The organism is Nocardia sp. NPDC057272, from assembly GCF_042668615.1.
GTDB lineage: Bacteria > Actinomycetota > Actinomycetes > Mycobacteriales > Mycobacteriaceae > Nocardia.
Window position 1 is genome coordinate 138,344 of sequence record NZ_JBHUYK010000003.1, and the last position, 20,144, is coordinate 158,487.

19 protein-coding genes are annotated in these 20,144 nt (G+C 66.8%); 11 read left to right on the forward strand and 8 right to left on the reverse strand.

Annotation, left to right across the window (positions count from 1 at the left end; translation table 11 throughout):
• Nucleotides 1-306: 306 nt before the first annotated feature.
• Complete coding sequence (locus ACFULV_RS05940) at nt 307-1,644, reverse strand: cytochrome P450 (protein ID WP_378653573.1); 1,338 nt, start codon at nt 1,642-1,644, stop codon at nt 307-309.
• Between the two features lie 8 nt (nt 1,645-1,652).
• Entirely contained in the window at nt 1,653-2,831 is a 1,179-nt protein-coding gene (locus ACFULV_RS05945) for a serine hydrolase domain-containing protein (protein ID WP_378654001.1), read from the reverse strand.
• Between the two features lie 184 nt (nt 2,832-3,015).
• On the opposite strand from ACFULV_RS05945, the gene ACFULV_RS05950 reads away from it, so the two are divergent.
• Together ACFULV_RS05950 and ACFULV_RS05955 are read left to right on the forward strand one after the other, a co-directional pair.
• Entirely contained in the window at nt 3,016-3,636 is a 621-nt protein-coding gene (locus ACFULV_RS05950; protein ID WP_378634683.1) for a hypothetical protein, read from the forward strand.
• Between the two features lie 38 nt (nt 3,637-3,674).
• Nucleotides 3,675-5,123, forward strand: a complete 1,449-nt coding sequence (locus ACFULV_RS05955) for an MFS transporter (protein WP_378653576.1) — start codon at nt 3,675-3,677, stop codon at nt 5,121-5,123.
• A 63-nt stretch (nt 5,124-5,186) separates the two neighbouring features.
• Here ACFULV_RS05955 and ACFULV_RS05960 read toward each other — a convergent pair whose 3' ends face one another.
• Entirely contained in the window at nt 5,187-5,855 is a 669-nt protein-coding gene (locus ACFULV_RS05960) for a S1 family peptidase (RefSeq protein WP_378653579.1), read from the reverse strand.
• A 489-nt stretch (nt 5,856-6,344) separates the two neighbouring features.
• On the opposite strand from ACFULV_RS05960, the gene ACFULV_RS05965 reads away from it, so the two are divergent.
• The 9 genes from ACFULV_RS05965 (at nt 6,345) to ACFULV_RS06005 (ending at nt 15,851) form a co-directional block, all read left to right on the forward strand.
• Entirely contained in the window at nt 6,345-7,199 is an 855-nt protein-coding gene (locus tag ACFULV_RS05965) for an ABC transporter permease (RefSeq protein WP_266294734.1), read from the forward strand.
• A 3-nt stretch (nt 7,200-7,202) separates the two neighbouring features.
• Complete coding sequence (locus ACFULV_RS05970; protein ID WP_378634691.1) at nt 7,203-8,066, forward strand: ABC transporter permease; 864 nt, start codon at nt 7,203-7,205, stop codon at nt 8,064-8,066.
• 7 nt (nt 8,067-8,073) lie between these two features.
• Nucleotides 8,074-9,573 (forward strand): MlaD family protein, encoded by a 1,500-nt coding sequence (locus ACFULV_RS05975; RefSeq protein ID WP_378634692.1) that lies wholly within the window; start codon nt 8,074-8,076, stop codon nt 9,571-9,573.
• Nucleotides 9,570-10,595, forward strand: a complete 1,026-nt coding sequence (locus ACFULV_RS05980; protein ID WP_378653581.1) for an MCE family protein — start codon at nt 9,570-9,572, stop codon at nt 10,593-10,595. Before ACFULV_RS05975 ends, ACFULV_RS05980 begins: the two co-directional genes overlap by 4 nt.
• Nucleotides 10,592-11,587, forward strand: coding sequence for an MCE family protein (locus ACFULV_RS05985; protein ID WP_378634697.1), 996 nt, complete (start codon nt 10,592-10,594; stop codon nt 11,585-11,587). Before ACFULV_RS05980 ends, ACFULV_RS05985 begins: the two co-directional genes overlap by 4 nt.
• A complete protein-coding gene (locus ACFULV_RS05990) occupies nt 11,584-12,687 on the forward strand; it encodes an MlaD family protein (RefSeq protein ID WP_378653584.1) in 1,104 nt (367 codons plus the stop codon). The genes ACFULV_RS05985 and ACFULV_RS05990 overlap by 4 nt, the downstream gene beginning before the upstream one ends.
• Before the next feature lie 8 nt (nt 12,688-12,695).
• Nucleotides 12,696-13,784, forward strand: a complete 1,089-nt coding sequence (locus ACFULV_RS05995; protein ID WP_378634703.1) for an MCE family protein — start codon at nt 12,696-12,698, stop codon at nt 13,782-13,784.
• Complete coding sequence (locus ACFULV_RS06000) at nt 13,781-14,959, forward strand: MlaD family protein (RefSeq protein WP_378634706.1); 1,179 nt, start codon at nt 13,781-13,783, stop codon at nt 14,957-14,959. The genes ACFULV_RS05995 and ACFULV_RS06000 overlap by 4 nt, the downstream gene beginning before the upstream one ends.
• A gap of 133 nt (nt 14,960-15,092) precedes the next feature.
• Complete coding sequence (locus tag ACFULV_RS06005; RefSeq protein WP_378634709.1) at nt 15,093-15,851, forward strand: hypothetical protein; 759 nt, start codon at nt 15,093-15,095, stop codon at nt 15,849-15,851.
• 91 nt (nt 15,852-15,942) lie between these two features.
• Here the strand turns inward: ACFULV_RS06005 and ACFULV_RS06010 are convergent, their stop codons facing one another.
• The 5 genes from ACFULV_RS06010 to ACFULV_RS06030 all read right to left on the reverse strand — a co-directional run bounded on the left by ACFULV_RS06010 (nt 15,943) and on the right by ACFULV_RS06030 (nt 20,125).
• Nucleotides 15,943-16,527, reverse strand: a complete 585-nt coding sequence (locus ACFULV_RS06010; protein ID WP_378653586.1) for a ribonuclease H — start codon at nt 16,525-16,527, stop codon at nt 15,943-15,945.
• Nucleotides 16,528-16,537: 10 nt separating this feature from the next.
• A complete protein-coding gene (locus ACFULV_RS06015; protein WP_378634715.1) occupies nt 16,538-17,011 on the reverse strand; it encodes an SRPBCC family protein in 474 nt (157 codons plus the stop codon).
• Between the two features lie 71 nt (nt 17,012-17,082).
• Complete coding sequence (gene lhgO, locus ACFULV_RS06020; RefSeq protein WP_378653588.1) at nt 17,083-18,300, reverse strand: L-2-hydroxyglutarate oxidase; 1,218 nt, start codon at nt 18,298-18,300, stop codon at nt 17,083-17,085.
• Nucleotides 18,297-18,998 (reverse strand): hypothetical protein, encoded by a 702-nt coding sequence (locus ACFULV_RS06025; RefSeq protein ID WP_378653590.1) that lies wholly within the window; start codon nt 18,996-18,998, stop codon nt 18,297-18,299. Before ACFULV_RS06025 ends, lhgO begins: the two co-directional genes overlap by 4 nt.
• A gap of 335 nt (nt 18,999-19,333) precedes the next feature.
• Nucleotides 19,334-20,125 carry a TIGR03084 family metal-binding protein gene (locus ACFULV_RS06030; RefSeq protein WP_378634722.1) on the reverse strand — a complete coding sequence of 264 codons (792 nt, stop codon included), beginning with the start codon at nt 20,123-20,125 and terminating at the stop codon, nt 19,334-19,336.
• Nucleotides 20,126-20,144 lie beyond the last annotated feature (19 nt).

Below are 20,144 nucleotides of genomic sequence, written 5' to 3' on the forward strand. Positions count from 1 at the left end.
CGCGTGCGGCGGCGCGAGATCTACTCAGTGACGCTCGTTCTCATGTGCCGTAGAGGCCGCAACGGGTCTCTACGGGGTAACGACTTCCCCGACCCTGACCCTCCATTACTACCCGCACCAGGTGACACGGTGCCAGCCGCGCCGAGCGGTGATAACAGGGCCGCAACTATGTGCCGTGGGTCACATAACATCCTGTTATTCATCGGCTTTCGTCAAACGCCGCGCTCACAGCGGCGAGTCGGCGGCGGTGCGTGCGAACAGCGGGGAAACACACCGGTGTGACTCTCAAACGTCACGTGAGGCAGATCACCCGGTGCGTGTGAAGTGGATCGCCCGATCCGGTGCGGTCGCGAGATTGCGGGGCACGGTGCGCGGTCGCCCACCGAGCGCCAGCGCGGGATCCAGGGTCAACCGGACCTCGGTCAGCAGCGTGGCCAGCACGATCCGCAGCTCGTAGTCGGCCAGTGTCGCGCCGATACAGCGCCGGTGACCACCCCCGAACGGCGCGAACTCGAATGGCGTGACGGTGCGGTCGAGGAACCGGTCGGGGTGGAACAGGTGCGGTGCGGGCCAGGTGGACGGTTGGCTGTGCAGCACGCCGACGGCAAGGCCGATGGTGGCGCCCGCCGCCACGTCGACCCCGAGCCAGCGCAGCGGCTCCTTCACCGTGCGCAGCACGATCGGCACCGGCGGATGCAGGCGCAGGGTTTCCTGGCAGACGGCGTCGAGCAGCGGGAGCCGGGCCTGCTCGGCCGGGTCGTCGCCCGCGGCGGGTAGCTCGGTGAGCAGTCGGGCGAGCAGGCCGGGTTCACGGTGCAGGTGGTAGAGCGCCGAGGTGAGCGTGGTCGCGGTGGTTTCGTGGCCCGCGACGAGCAGGGTGCGCAGCTGCTCGCACAGTTCGGCATCGGTGAGGGTGGTGCCGTCGTCGTAGCGGGTGGCGAGGAGGAGATCGAGCAGGTCACCGTCGGCGGGGCCGGTGCGGCGCCGGCGGGTGATGTCGGCCAGGATCAGCTCGTCGAGCCGCTCCCGAGCCGCGGTGAACCGCTCCCACGGACCGAAACCGCCTATGCCACGGCGCAATACGGGCGCCACCAGGAGCGGGGTGGTGAAGGCGGTGAGGAAATCGGTGACCACGCCGCCGTATTCGGCCGCGCGATCGGAATCGGCGCCGAACACCGCGGCGAGGATGACGCGCAAGGTGATGGCGCGCGCGGCCGCCAGCGAATCGATGCGCGTGCCGAGCTGCCAGGGACCTCGTGCACCGTGATGGATCTCGTTCAGTGTCGCCTCGCGAATCACCTTGCCCAGCAGTCGCACCCGCGCGCCGTGCAGTGCGGGCGCCAGCAGCGCGCGGTCGGTGCGATGCCGCGTCCCGGAACTCAGAATCAGCGACGCGGCCCCGACCATCGGCTCGATCGGATTGGGCCGCGGCGGCTCGAGCAGCGCCACCGGCGCCCGGAACAACGCGCGTGCGCCCTCGGCCGTTCCAGTGAACAGCACCGGCGGAAACCCGGGGAACCCGACCGCGAACGGATCACTGCGCGCGGCGCGTCGTCGCAGGTAGCCCTCGAAATCCCGCCCCGCGGCCACGCCGTGCAGCAGGGACAACCGCGGCGCAGTGGGCGCAGGGCTCGGCGAACTCATGCCCAGTACTACGTGGCACCCCTTCGAGAGGTTCGATCGCCGCGCACCGTCCCCTGCGCCATCGCCGCCAGCTTGGCCAACCGCGCGTCACCGAGCGCCGTCACGGCCCCGCCCAGCCGATTGGTGACGAACGCGATCGACATCCCCAGATCGGGATCGGCATAGGCACCGGAGCCGCCGACACCATAGTGGCCGAAAGCATGTCGTGGTTGCTGCTTGGTCATCAGTACCGGCCGGTGGTAGCCGAGGGTGAACCGCAGCGGCAGTCCGAGGACATAGTCGCGACTGCTCGTCTGCTGGGTGCGGTTGATCGTCTCGATCGTCTCCGGCCGCAGGAACCGCACGTCGCCCACCTGCCCACCGTTGGCGAGGGCCCCGTACATCCTGGCCAGTGCCCGCGCCGAGAACACCCCGTTCCAGCCGGGCATCACCGCGTCGTGCACCCGTGGATCGCGGACCAGTTCGTCGAAGCTCTCCGGCATACCCGCCTCGGCCAGACCACGCGCCGGTCGCACCCATGACAGCACCGACGACGCGGTGTTCCAGCGGATCCCCGGTGGCGCCAGATGCGGAAAGATCTTCGCGATCCGATGCCGCTCGCCCGGCGGCACCTGGAACCAGAACTCGTCGATTCCCAAGGGCTGGGCCACTTCTCGGCGCAATACCGCCGTGAACGGATCGCCGGTGACCCGCTGCACGATCTCGGCGACCAGCCAGCCGAAGGTGATCGCGTGATAACCCGAGGTGCGGATGCGGCGCGGGTCGGCGGGGCTCTCGGCCAGGGCGGTCACCACCGCGTCGTAGTCGAGAATGCCCTCCCGACCCGGCACCAGCCCGCGCACGCGGTGCAGGCCCGCGCGATGGGACAGCACATCACGCACAGTGATGTCGTCCTTGCCGTGCGACCCGAACTCCGGCCAGTAGGTGGCCACCGGCTCCTCGTAATCGATGAGCCCGCGCTCGGCCAGCCGATGCAGCACGGTGGCGGCGACACCCTTGCCGGTGGAGAAGGTGAGCGCGATGTTCTCGCCGGTCCAGCGCTGATCCTTGGCCGCCCAGCCGGCCCAGATGTCGACGACCGGGCGTCCGTCCAGGTAGATGGCCAGCGCACCGCCGCCACGACTGGGCTGGGCGAACATCCCGAAGAAATGATCCGCGAGCCGGATGAAGCGCGGATCGACCACCATTTGCCGTGGCGCCGCGAAGTCGTCGACCGGTGCTGACACGATGGATACCTCCTGATACACGCGATCCGGGGGCCCCGCGCCGCACACGGCGACCGGAATCCCAAGGGTATCGCAGGGACAGACCCGCCGGTTGGAGTCGACGGGGGTGGCTCCGGTGGTGTATTCACAATGGGTGTTTGCAGATTTGCCAATCGGCCGGCTCGTCGGCGCGATCGCCATCACCGTGACCGCGTTCGTCTCGACCGGTTGCGGAGGCACCATCGACGGCCACGCCCAGCCGGCGATCGATGTCGTCCCCGCGACCAGCACCGCGACGCCGACCACCAAGCCGGGCAAATCGACCACCGGCAAACCCACCGCGAGCAAGCCCGCGCCGACGTCGAGCAAGGGCGGCAAGACCGACTTCCAGGCCAACGTCGGCGACTGCGTCGCGCTCGGCGGCACGGTCAACGACGCGACCATCGAGAAGGCCGCGTGCGGTAGCCGTTCGTCGAACTACAAGGTCATCGGCAAGGCCAAGACCAGCAACGGCTGCGTCGGCGACCGCGACAACTTCTACGCCGAGACGCTCAACGGCATCGAGACCGGCGCCCTGTGCCTCGACATCGACTGGGTCGTCGGCGGCTGCATCGACGTGGGCGGCGACGAACCCAAGCGCATCGAGTGCGGCGAGGGCGGGACCGAACCGGTCAAGGTCATCACGATCAACAAGAACTCCGACAGCGTCGACGACTGCCCCGATGCCGCCGATTCCGGCTTCAAGTACGCCGAGCGCCACGTCGTCGTCTGCGTGGAGAGCCTGTAGTCCCTACGAAAGACGTGGGTGGCGGCTAGTTTGGAGTAGTGCCACAGACGGTTCGGCTGAACTCGGCCACGGGCCGGTGGATTCTGCTCGCCACCATCCTCGGCTCGTCGATGGCGTCGCTGGACGCCACCGTCGTCTCCGTCGCGCTGCCACGGATCGGCGAATCGCTGCACACCGATGTCGCCGGGTTGCAATGGACCGTGAACGGTTACACGCTCACGCTGGCCTCCTTCATCCTGCTCGGCGGTTCGCTCGGCGACCGGCTCGGCCGTCGGCGTGTCTTCGTCTGGGGCATCGTCGGATTCGCGATCACCTCGCTGCTGTGCGCGGTCGCGGTGAACATCGAGATGCTCGTGGCCGCGCGCTTGCTGCAAGGCGTGGCGGGCGCGTTGCTCACCCCGGGCAGCCTGGCGCTGATCTCGGCGTCGATCGATCGACGCGACCAGGGCAGTGCGATCGGACTGTGGTCCGGTCTCGGCGGGGTGGCCGGTGCGTTCGGGCCACTGCTCGGTGGTGGCTTGATCGATCTGGTCGGCTGGCGGGCGATCTTCCTGCTCAATGTGCCGCTCGCGCTGGTGGTCGCCGTCGTCACGCTCAAATATGTCCCGGAGAGCCGTGATCCGGAGGCGCCCGCGCGGATCGACATACCGGGCGCGGTGATCGTCGCGCTCGCACTCGGTGCGCTCACACTGGGCCTCATCGATTCCCGGGTGGTGCTGGTGGCGGTCGGGCTGGCCGCGCTGGCGTGTTTCGTGCTGGTGGAACTGCGCAGCCCCAATCCGCTGGTACCGCCGTCACTGTTCCGGTCGCGGGTGTTCACGGTGGCGAATCTGGTGACGTTGCTCGTGTACGCCGCGCTCGGCGGCGTCTTCTTCCTGCTGGTGCTGCAATTGCAGCTGGTGGCCGGGTACTCGCCGATGGCCTCGGGCGCCGCCGGACTGCCCGTCACCCTGCTGATGCTGGTGCTCTCGGCGCCCGCGGGCCGATGGGCGCAGCAGCACGGGCCGCGGATTCCGATGACGTTCGGTCCGCTGCTGGCCGCGGGCGGGGTGTTCGCGTTGCAGCGGATCGGACCGGGCGCGGACTATCTCACCGATGTGCTGCCCGGCGTGTTCGTCTTCGGGCTCGGACTGTCGGTGCTGGTAGCGCCGTTGACCGGCGCGGTGCTCGCCGCGGTGCGCGAGGGCGAGGCCGGCATCGCGTCCGGAGTGAACAACGCCGTGGCGCGAACGGCACAGCTGCTCGCCGTCGCGGCGTTGCCAGGGGTGGCCGGGTTGTCCGGTGCGTTCGACGACCCGGTCGCCTTCGCCGCCGGCTTCGACACCGCGATGCGCTGGTGCGCGTTGTTGCTGCTGATCGGCGCGGGGGTCGCGGCGGTCCTGCTCCGCGTGCCGCGTCAGCCTGCGCAGCCCGAACGCGTCGACTGCCTGCCGCATTGCGCGGGCGCCGACGGACCCGCGCTGGCACCGAAATCGCTTGCCACATAGCGAGAGCGGGCCGCGTGGACAACCACGCGACCCGCTCGACATCCGGGGAGTACGGGCGAGGGACTAGATCGGGTGATAGCCCGACCCCACGCCGCCGCGGGCGTTGATGTCGTCCATGATCGAGTTCATGTTCGTCCCGACCTCGGGCCCGAAGCAGGCCAGCGCGAGATAGGCGTTGACCATGCCGACCAGTGTCGAGCCGACGACGACCGGCGCGCCGGAATCGCCCTCGACCACGCACATCTGCGACCAGGTCTCGGTATTGGTCGCGAACACGTCGCCCCAGGTGATGCCGCAGGTATTGCCGGTGGTCCGGCCTTCCTTACAGACGATCGTAGGGAACTGCGCCGGTCCGCCGACGCCGGTGATGGTGACGTTGCCGATTCGGTTGACCGGGATGATCCGGCCCGGCGTGAACTCGATGACCGCGTAGTCGAGTTCGGAGTCGCTGTACACGAAACGGCCGATCTCGCCGTAGCCTCGATCCACCTCGGCGCTGACCGTCGCGCCCGCGTCGCCGCAATGGCCCGCGGTCAGTCCGACCAGCCTGCCCGCGCCGTCGTGTCCCACCGTGGTGACGGTGCACTCGAACGCGTTGTCGATCACGATGCCGGAGCCGCCGCCGATCACCGGGGGGCCTGCTTGCGCGTTGGCCGCACCGGTGCCCAGCAGAGCTGCACCGAGGGCGAGGGCGAAGGCGGTGTTGGCCACCTTGGCGAGTTTGCTGAACATGTCCCTCCAGATGTCGGAAGTTCGCACAGTATCAATACGGTCTGTCTATCGTGCCTGTATTCGGTCCCGGGCGCGCCCCCGGACCGGTGCGTTTGCCGCCGTGTCGTGCGGGTCTTCCCGAAGTAGTTGTCATAGCGATTCCCTATTGCAATCGCCAAGCGGCGCGTCGTTCGTGATTCTCGCGTGAAGTGTTCGGATAATTCGACGAGGACTTCGTTATGAATGACAAAGTTCCGCAATATTCCTTTACCGCGACCGCTGGTACTGGGAATCCATGCGGGAAAAGGACTTCGCGGGTAATCCCTGGAATCCCGGAATTACGGCCTGTAGGGTCCGGCATGGCCGGTCTCATAGCCGTTTCGGACAGTGACCTCTATCTATGACAGCGCTCACATGTCGGTGATGTGTTCTGCGCTACTCCGTAGTAAGGTGCGTCAAGCAAACAAGTCGCCGGGGCGTTGAGGGCCCGGCGTCGAGAGGGGTTATGCAGTGCAGTCGACCGAGAGTCCGCCCACACGTTCACGAGTCAGCGAGGCTGTCGACTGGACGAAGGGCCTTTGGGACGACCACCCGAAGAAGTCGCTGGAAACCTTCGGTCGACAGATCACGATGGGTATCGAAGCGATCACGGAGTTGATCGTCGCGATCTTCCGTCGGCGTTTTCCTTTCGACGAGTTCGTCCGGCAGTCCGCGTTCATGGCCAGTGTCGCCGCGGCACCGACACTGCTGGTCGCCATCCCGATCGCGGTGATCGTCTCGATCCAGGTCGGCGCGGTCGCGGGCCAGGTCGGTGCTACGTCGTTCATCGGCGCGGCCAACGGCCTCGGCATCATCCAGCAGGGCGCCCCGCTGGTCACCGCGCTCATGATCGCCGGTGCCGTCGGTTCGGCCATCTGCGCCGACCTCGGTTCCCGCACCATCCGTGAAGAGATCGACGCGATGAAGGTCATGGGTGTCGACCCGCTGCGCCGCCTGGTGGCTCCCCGCCTCGGCGCCGCGATGCTGGTCAGCTTCCTGCTCTGCGGCTTCGTCGTCTTCGTCGGCTTCCTGACCGGCTACATGTTCAACATCTTCGCCCAGGGCGGTACGCCCGGCTCCTACATGAGCACCTTCGCCTCGTTCGCGGTCACCCGCGACCTCGCGGTGGCGCTGTTGAAGTCGGTCCTGTTCGGTCTGATCGCCTCGATCATCGCCTGCGACTGCGGCCTGAACGCTCGCGGTGGTCCCGGTGGTGTCGCCAACGCGGTGAACTCCGCGGTGGTCAGCTCCACCGTCATGCTGCTCGGTGTCAACGTGGCGATCACCCAGATCTACGCCGCCGTCTTCCCCCCACAGGTGGTCTGAGCCATGTCATCTACGTACGTACCTCCGCTACTGCGGCCGATCCGGTCGCTGCAGAAGGCCAGCAAGGCGCCCGGCGACATGCTCGCCCGCCTCGGCCACCAGGTCTTCTTCTTCCTGCGTTCGGTCGGGTCCATCCCGCTGGCCTTCAAGCAGTACCCGAAGGAGGTCTGGCGTCTGCTCTCCGACGTCACCTGGGGTAACGGCAACATCGTCGTCGGTGGTGGCACCATCGGCGTCATCCTGATCATCAGCGCCTTCGGCGGGATGACGGTGGCCATTCAGGGCCACACCTCGCTGAACCTGCTCGGATTGAGCCCCATCACGGGCGCGATTTCGGCCTTCGCCACCACCCGCGAGCTCGGCCCGCTGCTGGCGGCCTTGGCCTTCGCGGCCCAGGCGGGCTGTCGATTCACCGCACAGCTGGGCGCCATGCGCATCTCCGAGGAGATCGACGCGCTCGAGTCGGTGGCGATTCGCCCGCTGCCCTACCTGGTGAGCACCCGGATGATGGCCGCGGTGATGGCGATCGTGCCGCTGTATTGCCTCGGTCTGACCATGGCCTACCTGGCCTGCTCGGTCACCGTGCAATTGATCGGCGGTACGGCGTCGGGCACCTACTCGCACTACTTCTTCCAATTCCTGGTGCCGACGGACGTCCTCTACTCCCTGCTCAAGGCGATCATCTTCGTCATGATCACGACGTTCATCCAGTGCTACTACGGCTTCTTCGCCTCGGGCGGTCCCGAAGGCGTCGGCGTGGCGGCCGGCCGCGCGATCAAGATGTGCATCATCCTGGTCGTGTTCGCCGACCTCCTCATGACATTGGCGATCTGGGGCATCAACCCCGGTATCAGGATCTCGGGGTAGGCGCGCGATGATCATCGATCCCAGTGGGCGCGGTCCCACCATGAAGCAGTTGTACGTGGCCGGTACCGCCGGTCTGATCGTCTTCGGCGTCATCCTGGCCTTCCTCACGGCCCGCTACCAGGGCTACTTCGTTCCCAAGGTCAACGTGGTCGCGAACCTGTCGACCACCGGTGACGGCCTGCCCTCCGATGCCGACGTGAAGTTCCGCGGCGTGCTCGTGGGCGTGGTGAAGAACGTCGAGATCGGCAAGAGCGCCGAACAGAAGGTGAACATCGAGCTCAAGCCCGAGTTCGCCGACGGCATCCCCAATACCGTCACCGCCCGCGTGGTGCCCTCCAACCTCTTCGCGGTCACGTCCGTGGAGCTGGTCTACAACGGTGCGAACAGCCAGCACCTGAAGGAGGGCTCGCAGATCCCCGAGGACCGCAGCCAGGGCACCATCGCGCTGCAGGACACGCTCACCACGGTGCGCGACATCCTCGACGAGGTCGATCCGGTGCAGCTGGGTCGCGTGCTCGGCACGCTCACCCAGGCGCTCGACGGCAGCGGCCGGGTTCCCGGCTCGACCATCCAGCGCCTCGACCACTGGCTGACCACGGTCGCCGACGCGGGCCCGAACGTGGGCGGCATGCTGGACAACTTCTCCAACTCCGCGCACGCGCTGAACCAGTCGGCGCCGGAACTGCTCGACGTGCTCGGCTCCTCGGTGCAGACCGCGAACACCATCGCCACCAAGCGCGAACAGCTGATCGCGCTGCTGGCCGGTGCGAGCGCCACCACCGACCGGGTGAACGACCTGTTCGCGTCGAATCCCGATGTGGGCAAGGAAGTCACGGTCGGTATGAACGCCACCCTGGGTGCGCTGGCCGCCGACCCCGCGTCGATCACCAAGACCTTCCAGGTCTTCGGTCCCTCGCTGGCCCAGCTCAACACCACCTTCCACGGTGGACCGAGCGGCAAGCAGATGGTGTGGAACGCCGGCCTGACCTTCACGCCGTACCAGCCCAACACCGTTGCCGACTGCCCGCGCTACGGCGACCTGCTCGGACCGAGCTGCTTCACCGCACCGGCCGAGGCCTCGCTGCCGGCCATCCCGGACAACCTGCGTCCGCGCAAGCTCGACTCGGCCGCGGGTCTCCCGCCGCTGGTGTCGATTCCGGGCATGCCCGACATCCCGGGTCTCACCAGTCCCGGTGTCGCGCCGATGCACACAGCCAACGGCACCGAGATCAAGCCGTTCCAGGGCACGCCGCTCGAGGGTCTCGTCCCCTCGATCCAGATTCCGGGCCTGCCCGGTGTGCTGGGTGGCGCGCCCGCTCCCGCGGCCGCTCCGGCCGCGGCGCCCGCTCCGGCGAGCGTGCCCACCGCGACACCGATCTCCTACTCCGGTGACGCGGCGATGACTCAGCTGCTCGGTCGCAAGCCGAACGCGTCCGAATATCTGCTGCTCGGTCCGATTCTGAAGGGCGGAACCCTGCAAGTGTCCGAAAACGGGGGTGGCGCATGAGTATCCGTAAGCCACTGATCGGGTTCAGTATCTTCGCGCTCGTGTCACTGCTCGTCACCGTGGTCGTGTGGAACACACTGGCTCGCACGGTCGACGGTGACACCCGCAAGTACACCGCGATCTTCACCGACGTCCTCGGGCTGCGGCCCGGCGACGATGTCCGGATGGCCGGCGTACGCGTCGGCAAGGTCGAGAAAATCGAGCTCGACGGCAAGAACGACGCCAAGGTGTCGTTCATCGTGCAGAGCGACCAGACCCTGTTCAACGACACCAAGGCGCTGGTCAGGTACCAGAACCTGATCGGTCAGCGCTATGTGGCGCTGACCCCGGGCGCGACGCCGAGCCCGGAGCCGCTCAAGAGCGGCTCCACCATTCCGCTCGACCGCACCGAGCCCTCGTTCGATATCTCGGCCCTGCTCAACGGTTTCCAGCCGCTGTTCCAGGCGCTCGAGCCCGCCGAGGTCAACGCGATGTCGGAGACCCTGATCCAGGCGCTGCAGGGCGACGGGGTTTCGCTGTCGGCGTTCATCGTTCAGGCGGCCCAGTTGGCCACCGATTTCCAGCGTCGCGACGCGATCCTGTCCGACGTGATCACCAACCTGTCCGGTGTGATGGCTGGGTTGGCAAAGCGAGGGGATGAATTGGAGACCCTGATTACCCAGACCAGGGCGTTGATCGGCGGACTCTACGACCAGGGTCAGTCGCTGCAGGCGTCCACGGTCACCCTTGCCGATTCCACGACCGCGCTGGTCGGGATGATGACCAAGATCCAGCCGAAGCTGGCTGCGACCCAGAACTCGACCACCGCGGCGCTGAATCTGCTGCTGGCCAACGGCGCCAAGCTCGACCAGGTCGCGATCGACATGCCTTCCATGCTCGCCGACCTCGGCCGGATGACATCGGAAGGCACCCACGCCAACGCCTACCTGTGTGGTCTGGACATCTCGCTCTACGGGGTTCTGTTCCCGCGCGGTCTGGTCAGCCAGATCGGTGGCACCGGCCATTCCGAGGTGTGCAGATGAGCAAGATCAAGTCAGCCTTCGTCGGTAACCGCAACTTCTGGCTGGGTGTGATCGGTGCGCTGTGCATCGTGTTGCTGCTGGTCGGTTCGAGCATCTACCAGTTCATCGGGCTCGGAAAACAGTCCATCGACGCGGAATTCGTGCAGGCCGCGGGCATCAAGACCGGTGACAAGGTCGCGGTCTCGGGTGTGCAGGTCGGCACGGTCTCCGGCGCCAAGATCGAGGGCGATCACGTGGTGGTCACCCTCGACGTGGACAGCTCGCTCAAGCTCGGTCCCGACGCGCACGCCGCGATCAAGATGGCGACCCTGCTCGGCGCGCGCTACGTGGACCTGCAGCCGGGCGACGGCACGGGTCTGAAGAACAAGACGATCCCGCGCAACAACACCGACGTGCCGTACAACATCGCCGATGTGGTGCAGGTCGGTACGCCCAAGTTCGAGGCGCTCGACACCAAGAAGCTCGCCGCCTCGCTCAACACCATCAACTCCCAGCTCGGCGATTCGCCGGAGCTGGTCGCCCAGGCGCTCGACAGCGTCGGCGCGGTCGCGAAGGTCGTCGACCAGCGCAAGGGTGAGGTCGACAGTCTGATCAAGGACCTCAACCGGGTCACCCAGCTGCTCGCCGACAACCGCAACTCGATCCTGCTCGTCATCACCCAGGGCGAGGCCATCGCCAACCGGGTGATGGAACGGCAGAGCCTGCTGCGCCAGCTGCTGGACAATGTCGCCACGCTGACCCGTCAGCTGGAGGAGATCGGCGCCCAGAACGGCGATCAGTTCGGCGGCACCATCAGCCAGCTCAACACCATGGCCGAGGGTCTGCAGAAGAACAAGGACAATCTCGACAAGCTGCTGCAGATCGGTCAGCCCACGGCGCGCTACTTCAACAACGCGCTCGGCAACGGTAACTACGGTTCGGTCGCACTGCCGTGGTTGTTCCCGGACAACTGGCTGTGCTTCGTTCAGGTGATCCAGGGGTGCCAAGGATGAAACTGACCAACAAGCTCCGCATCGCGCGTACCATGATGATCGCCACCACCGCGCTGGCCCTCGGCAGCTGCTCGCTGATGCCGAGCCAGTTCGACGACGCGCTCGGCCGCTCGACCAAGATCACCGCCGACTTCGAGAACATCGCGGGCATGTACGAGGGCAACGAGGTCATGGTCCTCGGCCTCGCGGTGGGCAAGGTCGACAAGATCGTGCCCAAGGGCACCTACGTCGAGGTCCACATGACCGTCGACGCCGGCGTCAAGATCCCGAAAGACGCGATCGCGGCGATCATCTCGCCCTCGATCGTCACCGACCGCCACATCGAGGTGAGCCCGCCGTTCACCGGCGGTGAAGCGCTGAAGTCCGGCGATCACCTGCCCAAGGCGCGCACCAGGACCCCGGTCGAGCTGGACACGATGATCAAGACCATCGACCAGTTCGCCGCCGCCCTCAAGCCCGAACCCGGCCAGGAGGGTCTCGGCCCGCTGTCGGGCCGGGTGCTCTACCCGGTGCTCAACGGCAACGGCCAGAAGATCAGGGAAACCCTCGACGCGCTCTCGGGTGCGTTGAAGGTCGGTGTCGACAACAAGGACGCCATCGCCAACATCATCATCAAGCTCAACGAGCTCACGACGATGCTGGCCGACAACGATCAGTCGGTGCGCGACTTCAGCGACCGGGTGACCGCCATGTCGGGGCTGCTCGCCGAACAAGCTCCTGGCCTGCAGGCCACCCTCGATCAGCTCAACCAGTTCCTGAACAACACCTCGACGACCTTCGCCGGGCATCAGGAAGAACTGGCCGCCTCGCTGACCGGCCTGACCACCGTCACCAACCAGTTGCGCGCCAACTCGGGCGCGATGGTCGAGATCGTCGACATCGTGCCGCTGCTCATGCAGAACATCGACGGCGCGATCAACAAGGAAAAGGGCTTCGTCCGCCTGCAGGCGCTGATCGGCACCGCCCTCTCGGGCGAGATCGTCAGCGCGTTCTGTGAGCGGATCCAGATGCGTCCCGATGGTTGCCGCACCACCGGCAACGTCCAGGACTTCGGCCCCGACTACGGGCTCACCGCCGCACTGCTCGGACTGACGAAATGAACCGACGAATGACGATGAAGGCCCGCCGCGCGCTGCTCTCCGCGGCCGCACTGGCCACGGTCACGATCACGACCGGCTGTGGCTTCACCGTGGAGGATCTGCCGCTGCCCAAACCGGGCACCGGCGGCGAGACCTACACCCTGCACGCGAAGTTCGAGAACGCGCTGAACCTGCCCGACCAGGCCAAGGTGAAGGTCGGTGGTTCTGATGTCGGCGTCGTGTCGGCGATCACGACCAAGAACTTCGAAGCCGTGGTCGACATGGAGATCAACACCGACTTCAAGCTGCCGAAGGGCAGTACGGCGGAGTTGCGCCAGGCCACTCCCCTCGGTGACGTCTTCATCGCGCTGAGCAGCCCGAAGAATGTGGCGGGCGCGCCCGACATGGCCGCGGGCGACACGTTCACCCTGGAGTCCACCTCGGCCGGCGCCACGGTGGAAGAGCTGCTGGTCTCGGTGTCGATGCTGTTCAACGGCGGCGGTGTCGCCAGTCTGAGCCGGCTCGGCACCGAACTCGGCTCGATCCTCAACGGGCACGGCACCGAACTCGGCCATCTGATCTACGAGATGACCGGCGTCATCGGCGAACTGAACGCCAACAGCACCAAGGTCGACTCGGTGCTGACGGAGTTCAACACCCTCGCCAACACCATCGAGGCCAACAAGGGTCAGCTCGGCCAGGTGGCCGACACACTGCCCCAGGCCATCGGCGCGATCGCCGAGAACAACCGGGCGATCGGCGACCTGCTCAGCAAGCTGGCCACAGCCACCGCCGCCATCGGTGACTACTCCAACACCACCGGTGATCAGCTCTCCGACCTGCTCACCAATCTCGACAACCTGATGAACGCGCTGGCCGCGACCGGTAACGACTTCGGCTACGTGATGGATCAGCTGCACGCGATCCGCCCCGGCGCCAACCAGACGTTCAAGGGCAAGAGCCTGGCGCCGTACGCGACGCTGACCAACCTCGACGTGGGCCTGTTGACCGACCCGGCGAACAGCAAGCTCTGGGACTTGAAAGATGTGAACGATTTCGTCGGCAGCTTCATCCAGGTGCTGCAGATCGTTCAGGGCCGAGTGGGAGGCCACCGATGAGCAGGCTGAAGAAGTTCGCGAGCAGCAAGATCTTGCTGGCGAACAGCGCGCTCGTAGTCGTGCTGTTGCTCGGTGGGACGTACCTGCTGGTGAACGTGATGCGGGTCAATCCGCTGCGGTCCGAGTACGACGTCACCGTCAACCTGGATCGCTCCGGCGGTCTGCAGCCGGGCAACGACGTGACCATGCGCGGATTCCGGATCGGCAAGGTCACCTCGATCGAGCTGATCAACGACGGTGACGCGATCGCCGCCAAGACCCGGATCGACAAGGATTTCAAGATCCCGGTCGACACCATGATCCAGGTGGCGGCGCTGTCGGCGGCGGGCGAGCAGTACATCGACTTCCGTCCGAAGAGCGATGTCGGCCCGTTCCTCAGTGACGGCGCGGTGATCAAGTACAGCCCGGAGCAGATCCAGACGCCGGTTCCGGTGTGGGCGGTGCTCGACGACACGAGCGCGCTGATCGCCCAGGTGAATCCGAAGCAGTTCGACGTGATCCTCGACGAGCTCGACATCGCGCTCGGCGCCGGTCCCGACCAGCTGCGCGGCCTGATCAACGGCGTCAGCCTGGTGGTCGCGGGTCTGGACAACCTGCTCCCGCAGACGGTGAATCTCATCGCCAACCTGCGGGTGATCGCCGAGACCACCTCGAACGCCCAGCCTGATCTGCAGACGCTCACCCAGAATTCGGGTGCGCTGCTCACGCAGTTCAACAACGCCAACGCAGAGCTGCAGGGCGTGCTCGACAACGCGCCCGGTCAGTTCGAAACGCTCGGCGCGGTGCTCGACGCGACCGCCGACCCGATCAGTTCGCTGGCGGCCAACTTCGTGGCGATCACCAAGGCGGCGCAGCTGCGTCAGCCCGCCCTGCGGCTGCTGTTCCCGTCGCTGGCACTGGGGCTCGGATCGATCAGCGCCCCGGCGCACGACGGCGAGTTCCACACCATCATCGACATCTGGCCGCGGCCGACGTGTAACTACGACACCCAGTACCGGCGCAACGAAGAGGTGCAGGACGGCAGTATTCCGAAGTGGAACTACTGCACCAATCCGACCTCTGACCTGCAGATCCGTGGTTCGGCCAATGCCCCGCGGCCGAACGTGCCCAACAACGGCGCGCAGATGCCGCCGGGTGTCGACCCGAATGAGCGCACGCCCATTCCCGCCAAGTAAGGCTTGTGGATGCCCGGCCAGGTTGTTCACAGCTTGACCGGGCATACTCGCGGGGAGACGTGTGGCCCGGCTCACGGGTCACACACAGGAAATCGGTGCGTTATGTGCGCCGGGAAAGAGCAGGATTGATTCGATGACCAGCGACGATGCCCAGAGCAAGTCCGATGCTGCCGCGGCAGACAAGCCCGATCTGGCGAAGACCGACGACACCGTGAAGGGTGCGGCGGCGACTCCCGAGGTCGATCAGCCGACTGTCACAGCACAGACCGTGACCGAGGCGCCGGCTCCGGCCGCTGCCCCGAGCGCGGCATCGAGCTCGAAGGGCTGGATCGCCGCAGGTGTGGCCGGTGTGGTCGCGGTCGGCGCGATCACCGCGGGCGTGGTGTTCTTCCTGCAGAACAGCAACAAGGCCGAGAAGCTCGACGCGATCGCCGAGTCCACCAAGGCCGCCTGTGATTACGGCGCCATCCTGGCCAACTACGACTACTCCAAGGATCTCGACGGCTACATCGCGTCGATGAAGGCGGGCGCCACCGGCGACTACCTCAAGGAGTTCAGCGACGCCAGCGATGCGCTCAAGGGCGCGATGGTGCAGGCCCAGGTCAAGTCGACCGGTGAAGACGTGCAGTGCGCCTACATCTCGGGCAGCACCGACGACGTCAAGGCCATGGTCACCATGACCCAGTACCGCACCAACTTCACCCAGACCCAGCCCGACCGGATGATGTTCGCGATCGAGATGAGCCTCGAGCGCTCGGGCGACAAGTGGCTGGTCAGCAAGCTGGACTCGCCGTTGCTCAAGAACGGCGGCGGCGACGCCACCGGTGGTACGGCGCCTGGTCAGGCCGTTCCCTCTCCGGCTCCCGCGCCTGTCCCGACACCCGGGAACTGAGCGCACGGGAAACCGAGCCAATCGAAACGCCGCGGGCAGATTCATCGCCCGCGGCGTTTCGTTGTGCGGTCCCACTCCGGTCGCACCGCACCTAGAACAGGGTCAGAGTCCCTGCTACCGGTACATCAGCTGCGACCGACTTCCCTGTGGAGACCGAGTTCGTGGGGACTGGCGCCGCGGGTTCCCGGCGCCGAAGCCTTGCTGGTTCCGACGCGACCGGGGCTGACTCGCGGCCGAGAGCCGGGTTCTCGCGGACAGCTCGGGCCGCTTCGCCTGCCAGTTTGTCGGCTTGTTCGTTGAAGTAGTTGCCCACGTGACCGCGCACCCAGCGGAACCGCACCGGTCCTTCGCGGCCGGTGATGGCCCGGTCGATCTGCTTGATGATCTCGACGTTCTTCACCGCGCCGCCGGTGGAGGTGCGCCAGCCGTTGCGTCGCCAGCTGGTGATCCATTCCGAGGCGCACTTGATGGCGTACTGGGAGTCGCTCTCGATGAGCATCGGTTCGGCGCCGGGGTGGGCGAGGATGGCTTCCAGTACTCCGCGCAGTTCCGCGATCTGGTTGGTGCCGCTGGCCGCGCCACCACTGTCGGCGGGCCCGGAATGATTCACCCATGCCCAGCCGATGGCACCACCGGGATTGCGCAGGCAGGACCCGTCGGTGCTCACGATGATCATGACCGCCACCCTAGGCGATGCGGCCGACAAGATCGGTACCGTGGAATGCCTCTATCTCCCTTCGCAACCGCGATTCCGTTCGGCGCAGTGCCGATTTCGCGGCCGCGTCGACGAGGCCGTGGCACAGGCGGCCGAACATGCCGCGTGGTGGTGGATAGTCGGCTTCGGAGGTCAGCACCGACCGTTCGTAGCCGAGTGGATCGAATCGCAGGGTAACGGTTCCGTATACCCGCCCACGCAGGGTATACCCGATGACGGCATTGCGCCGATATTCGGTGATCTCCACCGATGATCGCAGCGGGATCACGCCGAACAACCGGACTTTCACCGCGAACGCGGCGCCCAATCCCTGATCCGGTTCGCCCAGCGGCGCGACGTCGGTGACGCCGAACAGCCACTGCGGCGCGTGGCGGAAATCCTCGGTGTAGGCGAAGGCGGCATCGACCGGTGCGCCGACGTCACTCGCAAACCTGATGTGGCCCATCGGCCCTCCCTGCTCCGGATGGGTTTCCTCGCCCACGCGTACAGGAGCCAAAAGTACTACAAATCTCCTCTTTATTTAGCGGAATGGAGTTGTTCGACCAGGTATTCCGCGATCGGCATCGCCGACGTGGCGGCCGGGGACGGTGCGTTGAGCACGTGGATGGAGCGCGGCGTGCGTTCGATGAGGAAGTCGTGCACCAGCGTGCCGTCACGCAGCACCGCCTGGGCCCGGATTCCCGCGCGGTGCGGGAGCAGGTCGCCGGTGCCGAGTTCGGGGCAATATTTGCGGCACTCGGCGAGGTAGCCGCGCTTGAACACCGAATTGCGGAGCTCGCGGACCCCGGTGGCGAGATGGTCGCGGGCCACCCGGCGCACGCCGGCGAAGCTCAGCACGTCGATGGCGTCACGTCGGTTCACGCTGCCCTTGCGATAGCCCTCCCGCGACAGCCCGAGCACCGCGTTGGGGCCGACGGTGAGTTCACCGTCGATGGTGGGACTCAGGTGAACGCCGAGGAACGGCAGCGCGGGGTCGGGCACCGGGTAGATCAGGGTGCGTACCAGATCCGATCGCTCGGCGGGGAGCCGGTAGTACTCGCCACGGAACGGAACGATACGAAAGTCGGTGTCGACACCGGCCTTTCGTGCCATCCGGTCGGCCTGCAGGCCCGCGCACACGATCAGCGTGCCCGCGGTGACCGAACCGCCCGGACCCGAAACCGTGACGGCGGAGACGCTCTCGGTGATCGCCTCGACAGCAGTGCCGAGGAGAATTTTGCCGCCCATCGACTCGACCTCGGCGGCGAGCGCGGCGGTGACCAACGTGTAGTCGATGATCCCCGTGGCGGGCACGAACAGCGCGCCGACCCCGCTGATCCGTGGTTCGCGCCGCCGCAGTTCGGCCGCGTCGATCGCCTCGACCTCCACGCCGTTGGCGATCGAACGCTCGTACAGCGCCAGCATCCGCGCGTGTTCGGCGGAATCGGTGGCTACCAGCAACTTTCCGCATTCACGGAACGGAATATCGTGGGCCGCGGCGAATTCCTTCGTCCATCGCGCACCAGCCCGGCACAGCCGTGCCTTCAAACTGTCCGGGGGGTAATAGATCCCGGAGTGGATGACGCCGCTGTTGTGCCCGGTCTGATGCGCGCCGAGGGTGTCTTCCTTCTCGATGAGCACCAGGCTCGCCTCGGGATACTGGGTCAGCAACCGATGCGCGGTGGCCACGCCGACGATGCCGCCGCCGACCACACAGAAGTCGTACGCACCGTTCGAGGTGCCGCGAGGAGTCACACGCCGACGGTAGTCGGCAGTTCCTCGGTCGAGGACCGCGGTGTCTCGGCGTCGCCCTCGTCTTCGTGCGATTCCGTGGCGGTGCCGGGGGTCTCGGCCGGTTCGGCGCCGGTGCCCTCGACCCGCAACGTATGGCTGCCGAGGCCGGGATCCGACAGCACGAAAACCAACTCGCCACGGCGCGCGTCGAATTCGGTGTGCAGCGCGGTGACGGCGGCCGGATCCACGGCCAGGCCGAGGTATTTCGCCGCCACCGTCACCAGGTTGGTGTCGACGGTGAACGCCACGGTGTCGCTGCGCGGCGGTGTCACCTGCGCGCCGACATAGGTGCCGCCGATCCCGACCCGCCCGGTCAGTGGTGAATTGCCAGGTCGTGCACCGACTCCGGACTGCTGCGCCGTGATCGGCGTGCGCGTGGCGGCGGGGTCGGAGCGCTCGGTGGACAGCGTCGGCGCGCCGAAGGACATGGCCAGCTCCACGCCGCCGACGCGGGGTGCGGAGTCCTCGGTCGAGAAGGGGCGGTGGTGGCCGGGATTCGGCGTCGCGGCCGGTCCCGCGAATTCGGTGGGCGGCGGTGCCAGTTCCGGCATGTGATTGACGATGTAGGCACCCGCGGCCACGGTGAGGCAGAGGCTGGCGGCGCCGGAGAAGATGATCGCGGACAGGCGCACGATCTGAGCAGGTCGATGTGCGGTCACGATGCGGTTCCCTCCTGTGGCTGTGGGTATACCCGAGTAGAGCCGGCCCGCATCGTTGAAAGCCACGTGCTGATACCTACGGTACCGAGTACCGCGCGCGGTGACCGCCTCCCACGGCTGAGATCAGAGCCACATCCGAAACGGTGCCGTATCAGTCCTAGTCGGGGCGGGTTTTCGGCTGGGCAAGTGTTTCTCACACCCCGTATCGGGTATCTGAAGGGAGCAGGCGAGCGTCATTCACGACTGCCACGGTGGTCACCCCCGGCCAACGAAGTCCGGGGCAGTCGGCACGAATGGCGCTCTGGGAAGGCGCTCGCCTGTTCTTATTCCGGCCCTCAGGCGAACTGGCCTGCTCGGCGGCCCGGTCCGGGCGGCCCCGCGAAGGCTTGGGCGATGCCGAGCCAGTGGTCGGCGTCGGGGCCCTCGGTGGTCAGGGCGGTGTCTTCGCGGTGGCGGCGTTGGGTCGCCACGAGGCAGAAGTCGATGGCGGGGCCGGTGACGCGCTGTGGTGCGTCCTCGGGGCCCCAGGTCCAGACAGTGCCGTCGGGGGCGGTCAGTTCCACGCGGAATTCATCAGTGGGGCCGGATTCGCCGTTGACCAGGTAGGCGTAGTTCCTGGCGCGGACGCTGATGTGGGCGACCGTGCGCAGGCGGGCGGTGGGCACGCGGGTGACGTCGAGCGCGTCGGCGACGTCCTGGCCGTGGGCCCAGGTTTCCATGATGCGGGCCGAGATCATCGACGCGGCACTCATCGGCGGGCCGAACCAGGGCAGTTTGGTGCCCGCGGGGACGGCGGCCAGCGCGGCGATCAGCTGCTCGCGTCCGGTCTGCCAGCGAACCAGCAGGTCGGCGGGTGGGGTCTGGGCGATTTCCTCGGCGCCGTCGTCGACGATGGTCAGGCCGCGCGGGGCCGCTTCGGCGAGGAACGCCGCGAAGCCCTCGGCGTCGGTGGCGGCGATCAGCGATACCTCGTCGGTCCAGGTCAGGTGGGCGATCTGGGTGGCGATGTCCCAGCGTGGCGCGGGTGTCGGCGTCTTCCACTGCTCGGGGGTCAGCGGTGCGACCAGGTTTTCCAGATCCGCGCATTCGGCGGCGTAATCGTCGAGCAGCGCTGCGAGGTCAGCCATGGAGTTCCCTTGCCGATCA

Excerpts from the sequence above, each read along its gene's own strand:
- ACFULV_RS05940 (WP_378653573.1), bottom strand. The coding sequence starts at position 1,644 with ATGAGTTCGCCGAGCCCTGCGCCCACTGCGCCGCGGTTGTCCCTGCTG.
- ACFULV_RS06000 (WP_378634706.1), top strand. The coding sequence starts at position 13,781 with ATGAGCAGGCTGAAGAAGTTCGCGAGCAGCAAGATCTTGCTGGCGAAC.
- ACFULV_RS05990 (WP_378653584.1), top strand. The coding sequence starts at position 11,584 with ATGAAACTGACCAACAAGCTCCGCATCGCGCGTACCATGATGATCGCC.
- ACFULV_RS06030 (WP_378634722.1), bottom strand. The coding sequence starts at position 20,125 with ATGGCTGACCTCGCAGCGCTGCTCGACGATTACGCCGCCGAATGCGCG.
- ACFULV_RS05980 (WP_378653581.1), top strand. The coding sequence starts at position 9,570 with ATGAGTATCCGTAAGCCACTGATCGGGTTCAGTATCTTCGCGCTCGTG.
- ACFULV_RS05945 (WP_378654001.1), bottom strand. The coding sequence starts at position 2,831 with ATGGTGGTCGATCCGCGCTTCATCCGGCTCGCGGATCATTTCTTCGGG.
- ACFULV_RS06015 (WP_378634715.1), bottom strand. The coding sequence starts at position 17,011 with ATGGGCCACATCAGGTTTGCGAGTGACGTCGGCGCACCGGTCGATGCC.
- ACFULV_RS05975 (WP_378634692.1), top strand. The coding sequence starts at position 8,074 with ATGATCATCGATCCCAGTGGGCGCGGTCCCACCATGAAGCAGTTGTAC.
- ACFULV_RS06010 (WP_378653586.1), bottom strand. The coding sequence starts at position 16,527 with ATGATCATCGTGAGCACCGACGGGTCCTGCCTGCGCAATCCCGGTGGT.
- ACFULV_RS05985 (WP_378634697.1), top strand. The coding sequence starts at position 10,592 with ATGAGCAAGATCAAGTCAGCCTTCGTCGGTAACCGCAACTTCTGGCTG.
- ACFULV_RS05995 (WP_378634703.1), top strand. The coding sequence starts at position 12,696 with ATGACGATGAAGGCCCGCCGCGCGCTGCTCTCCGCGGCCGCACTGGCC.
- ACFULV_RS05960 (WP_378653579.1), bottom strand. The coding sequence starts at position 5,855 with ATGTTCAGCAAACTCGCCAAGGTGGCCAACACCGCCTTCGCCCTCGCC.
- ACFULV_RS06005 (WP_378634709.1), top strand. The coding sequence starts at position 15,093 with ATGACCAGCGACGATGCCCAGAGCAAGTCCGATGCTGCCGCGGCAGAC.
- ACFULV_RS05970 (WP_378634691.1), top strand. The coding sequence starts at position 7,203 with ATGTCATCTACGTACGTACCTCCGCTACTGCGGCCGATCCGGTCGCTG.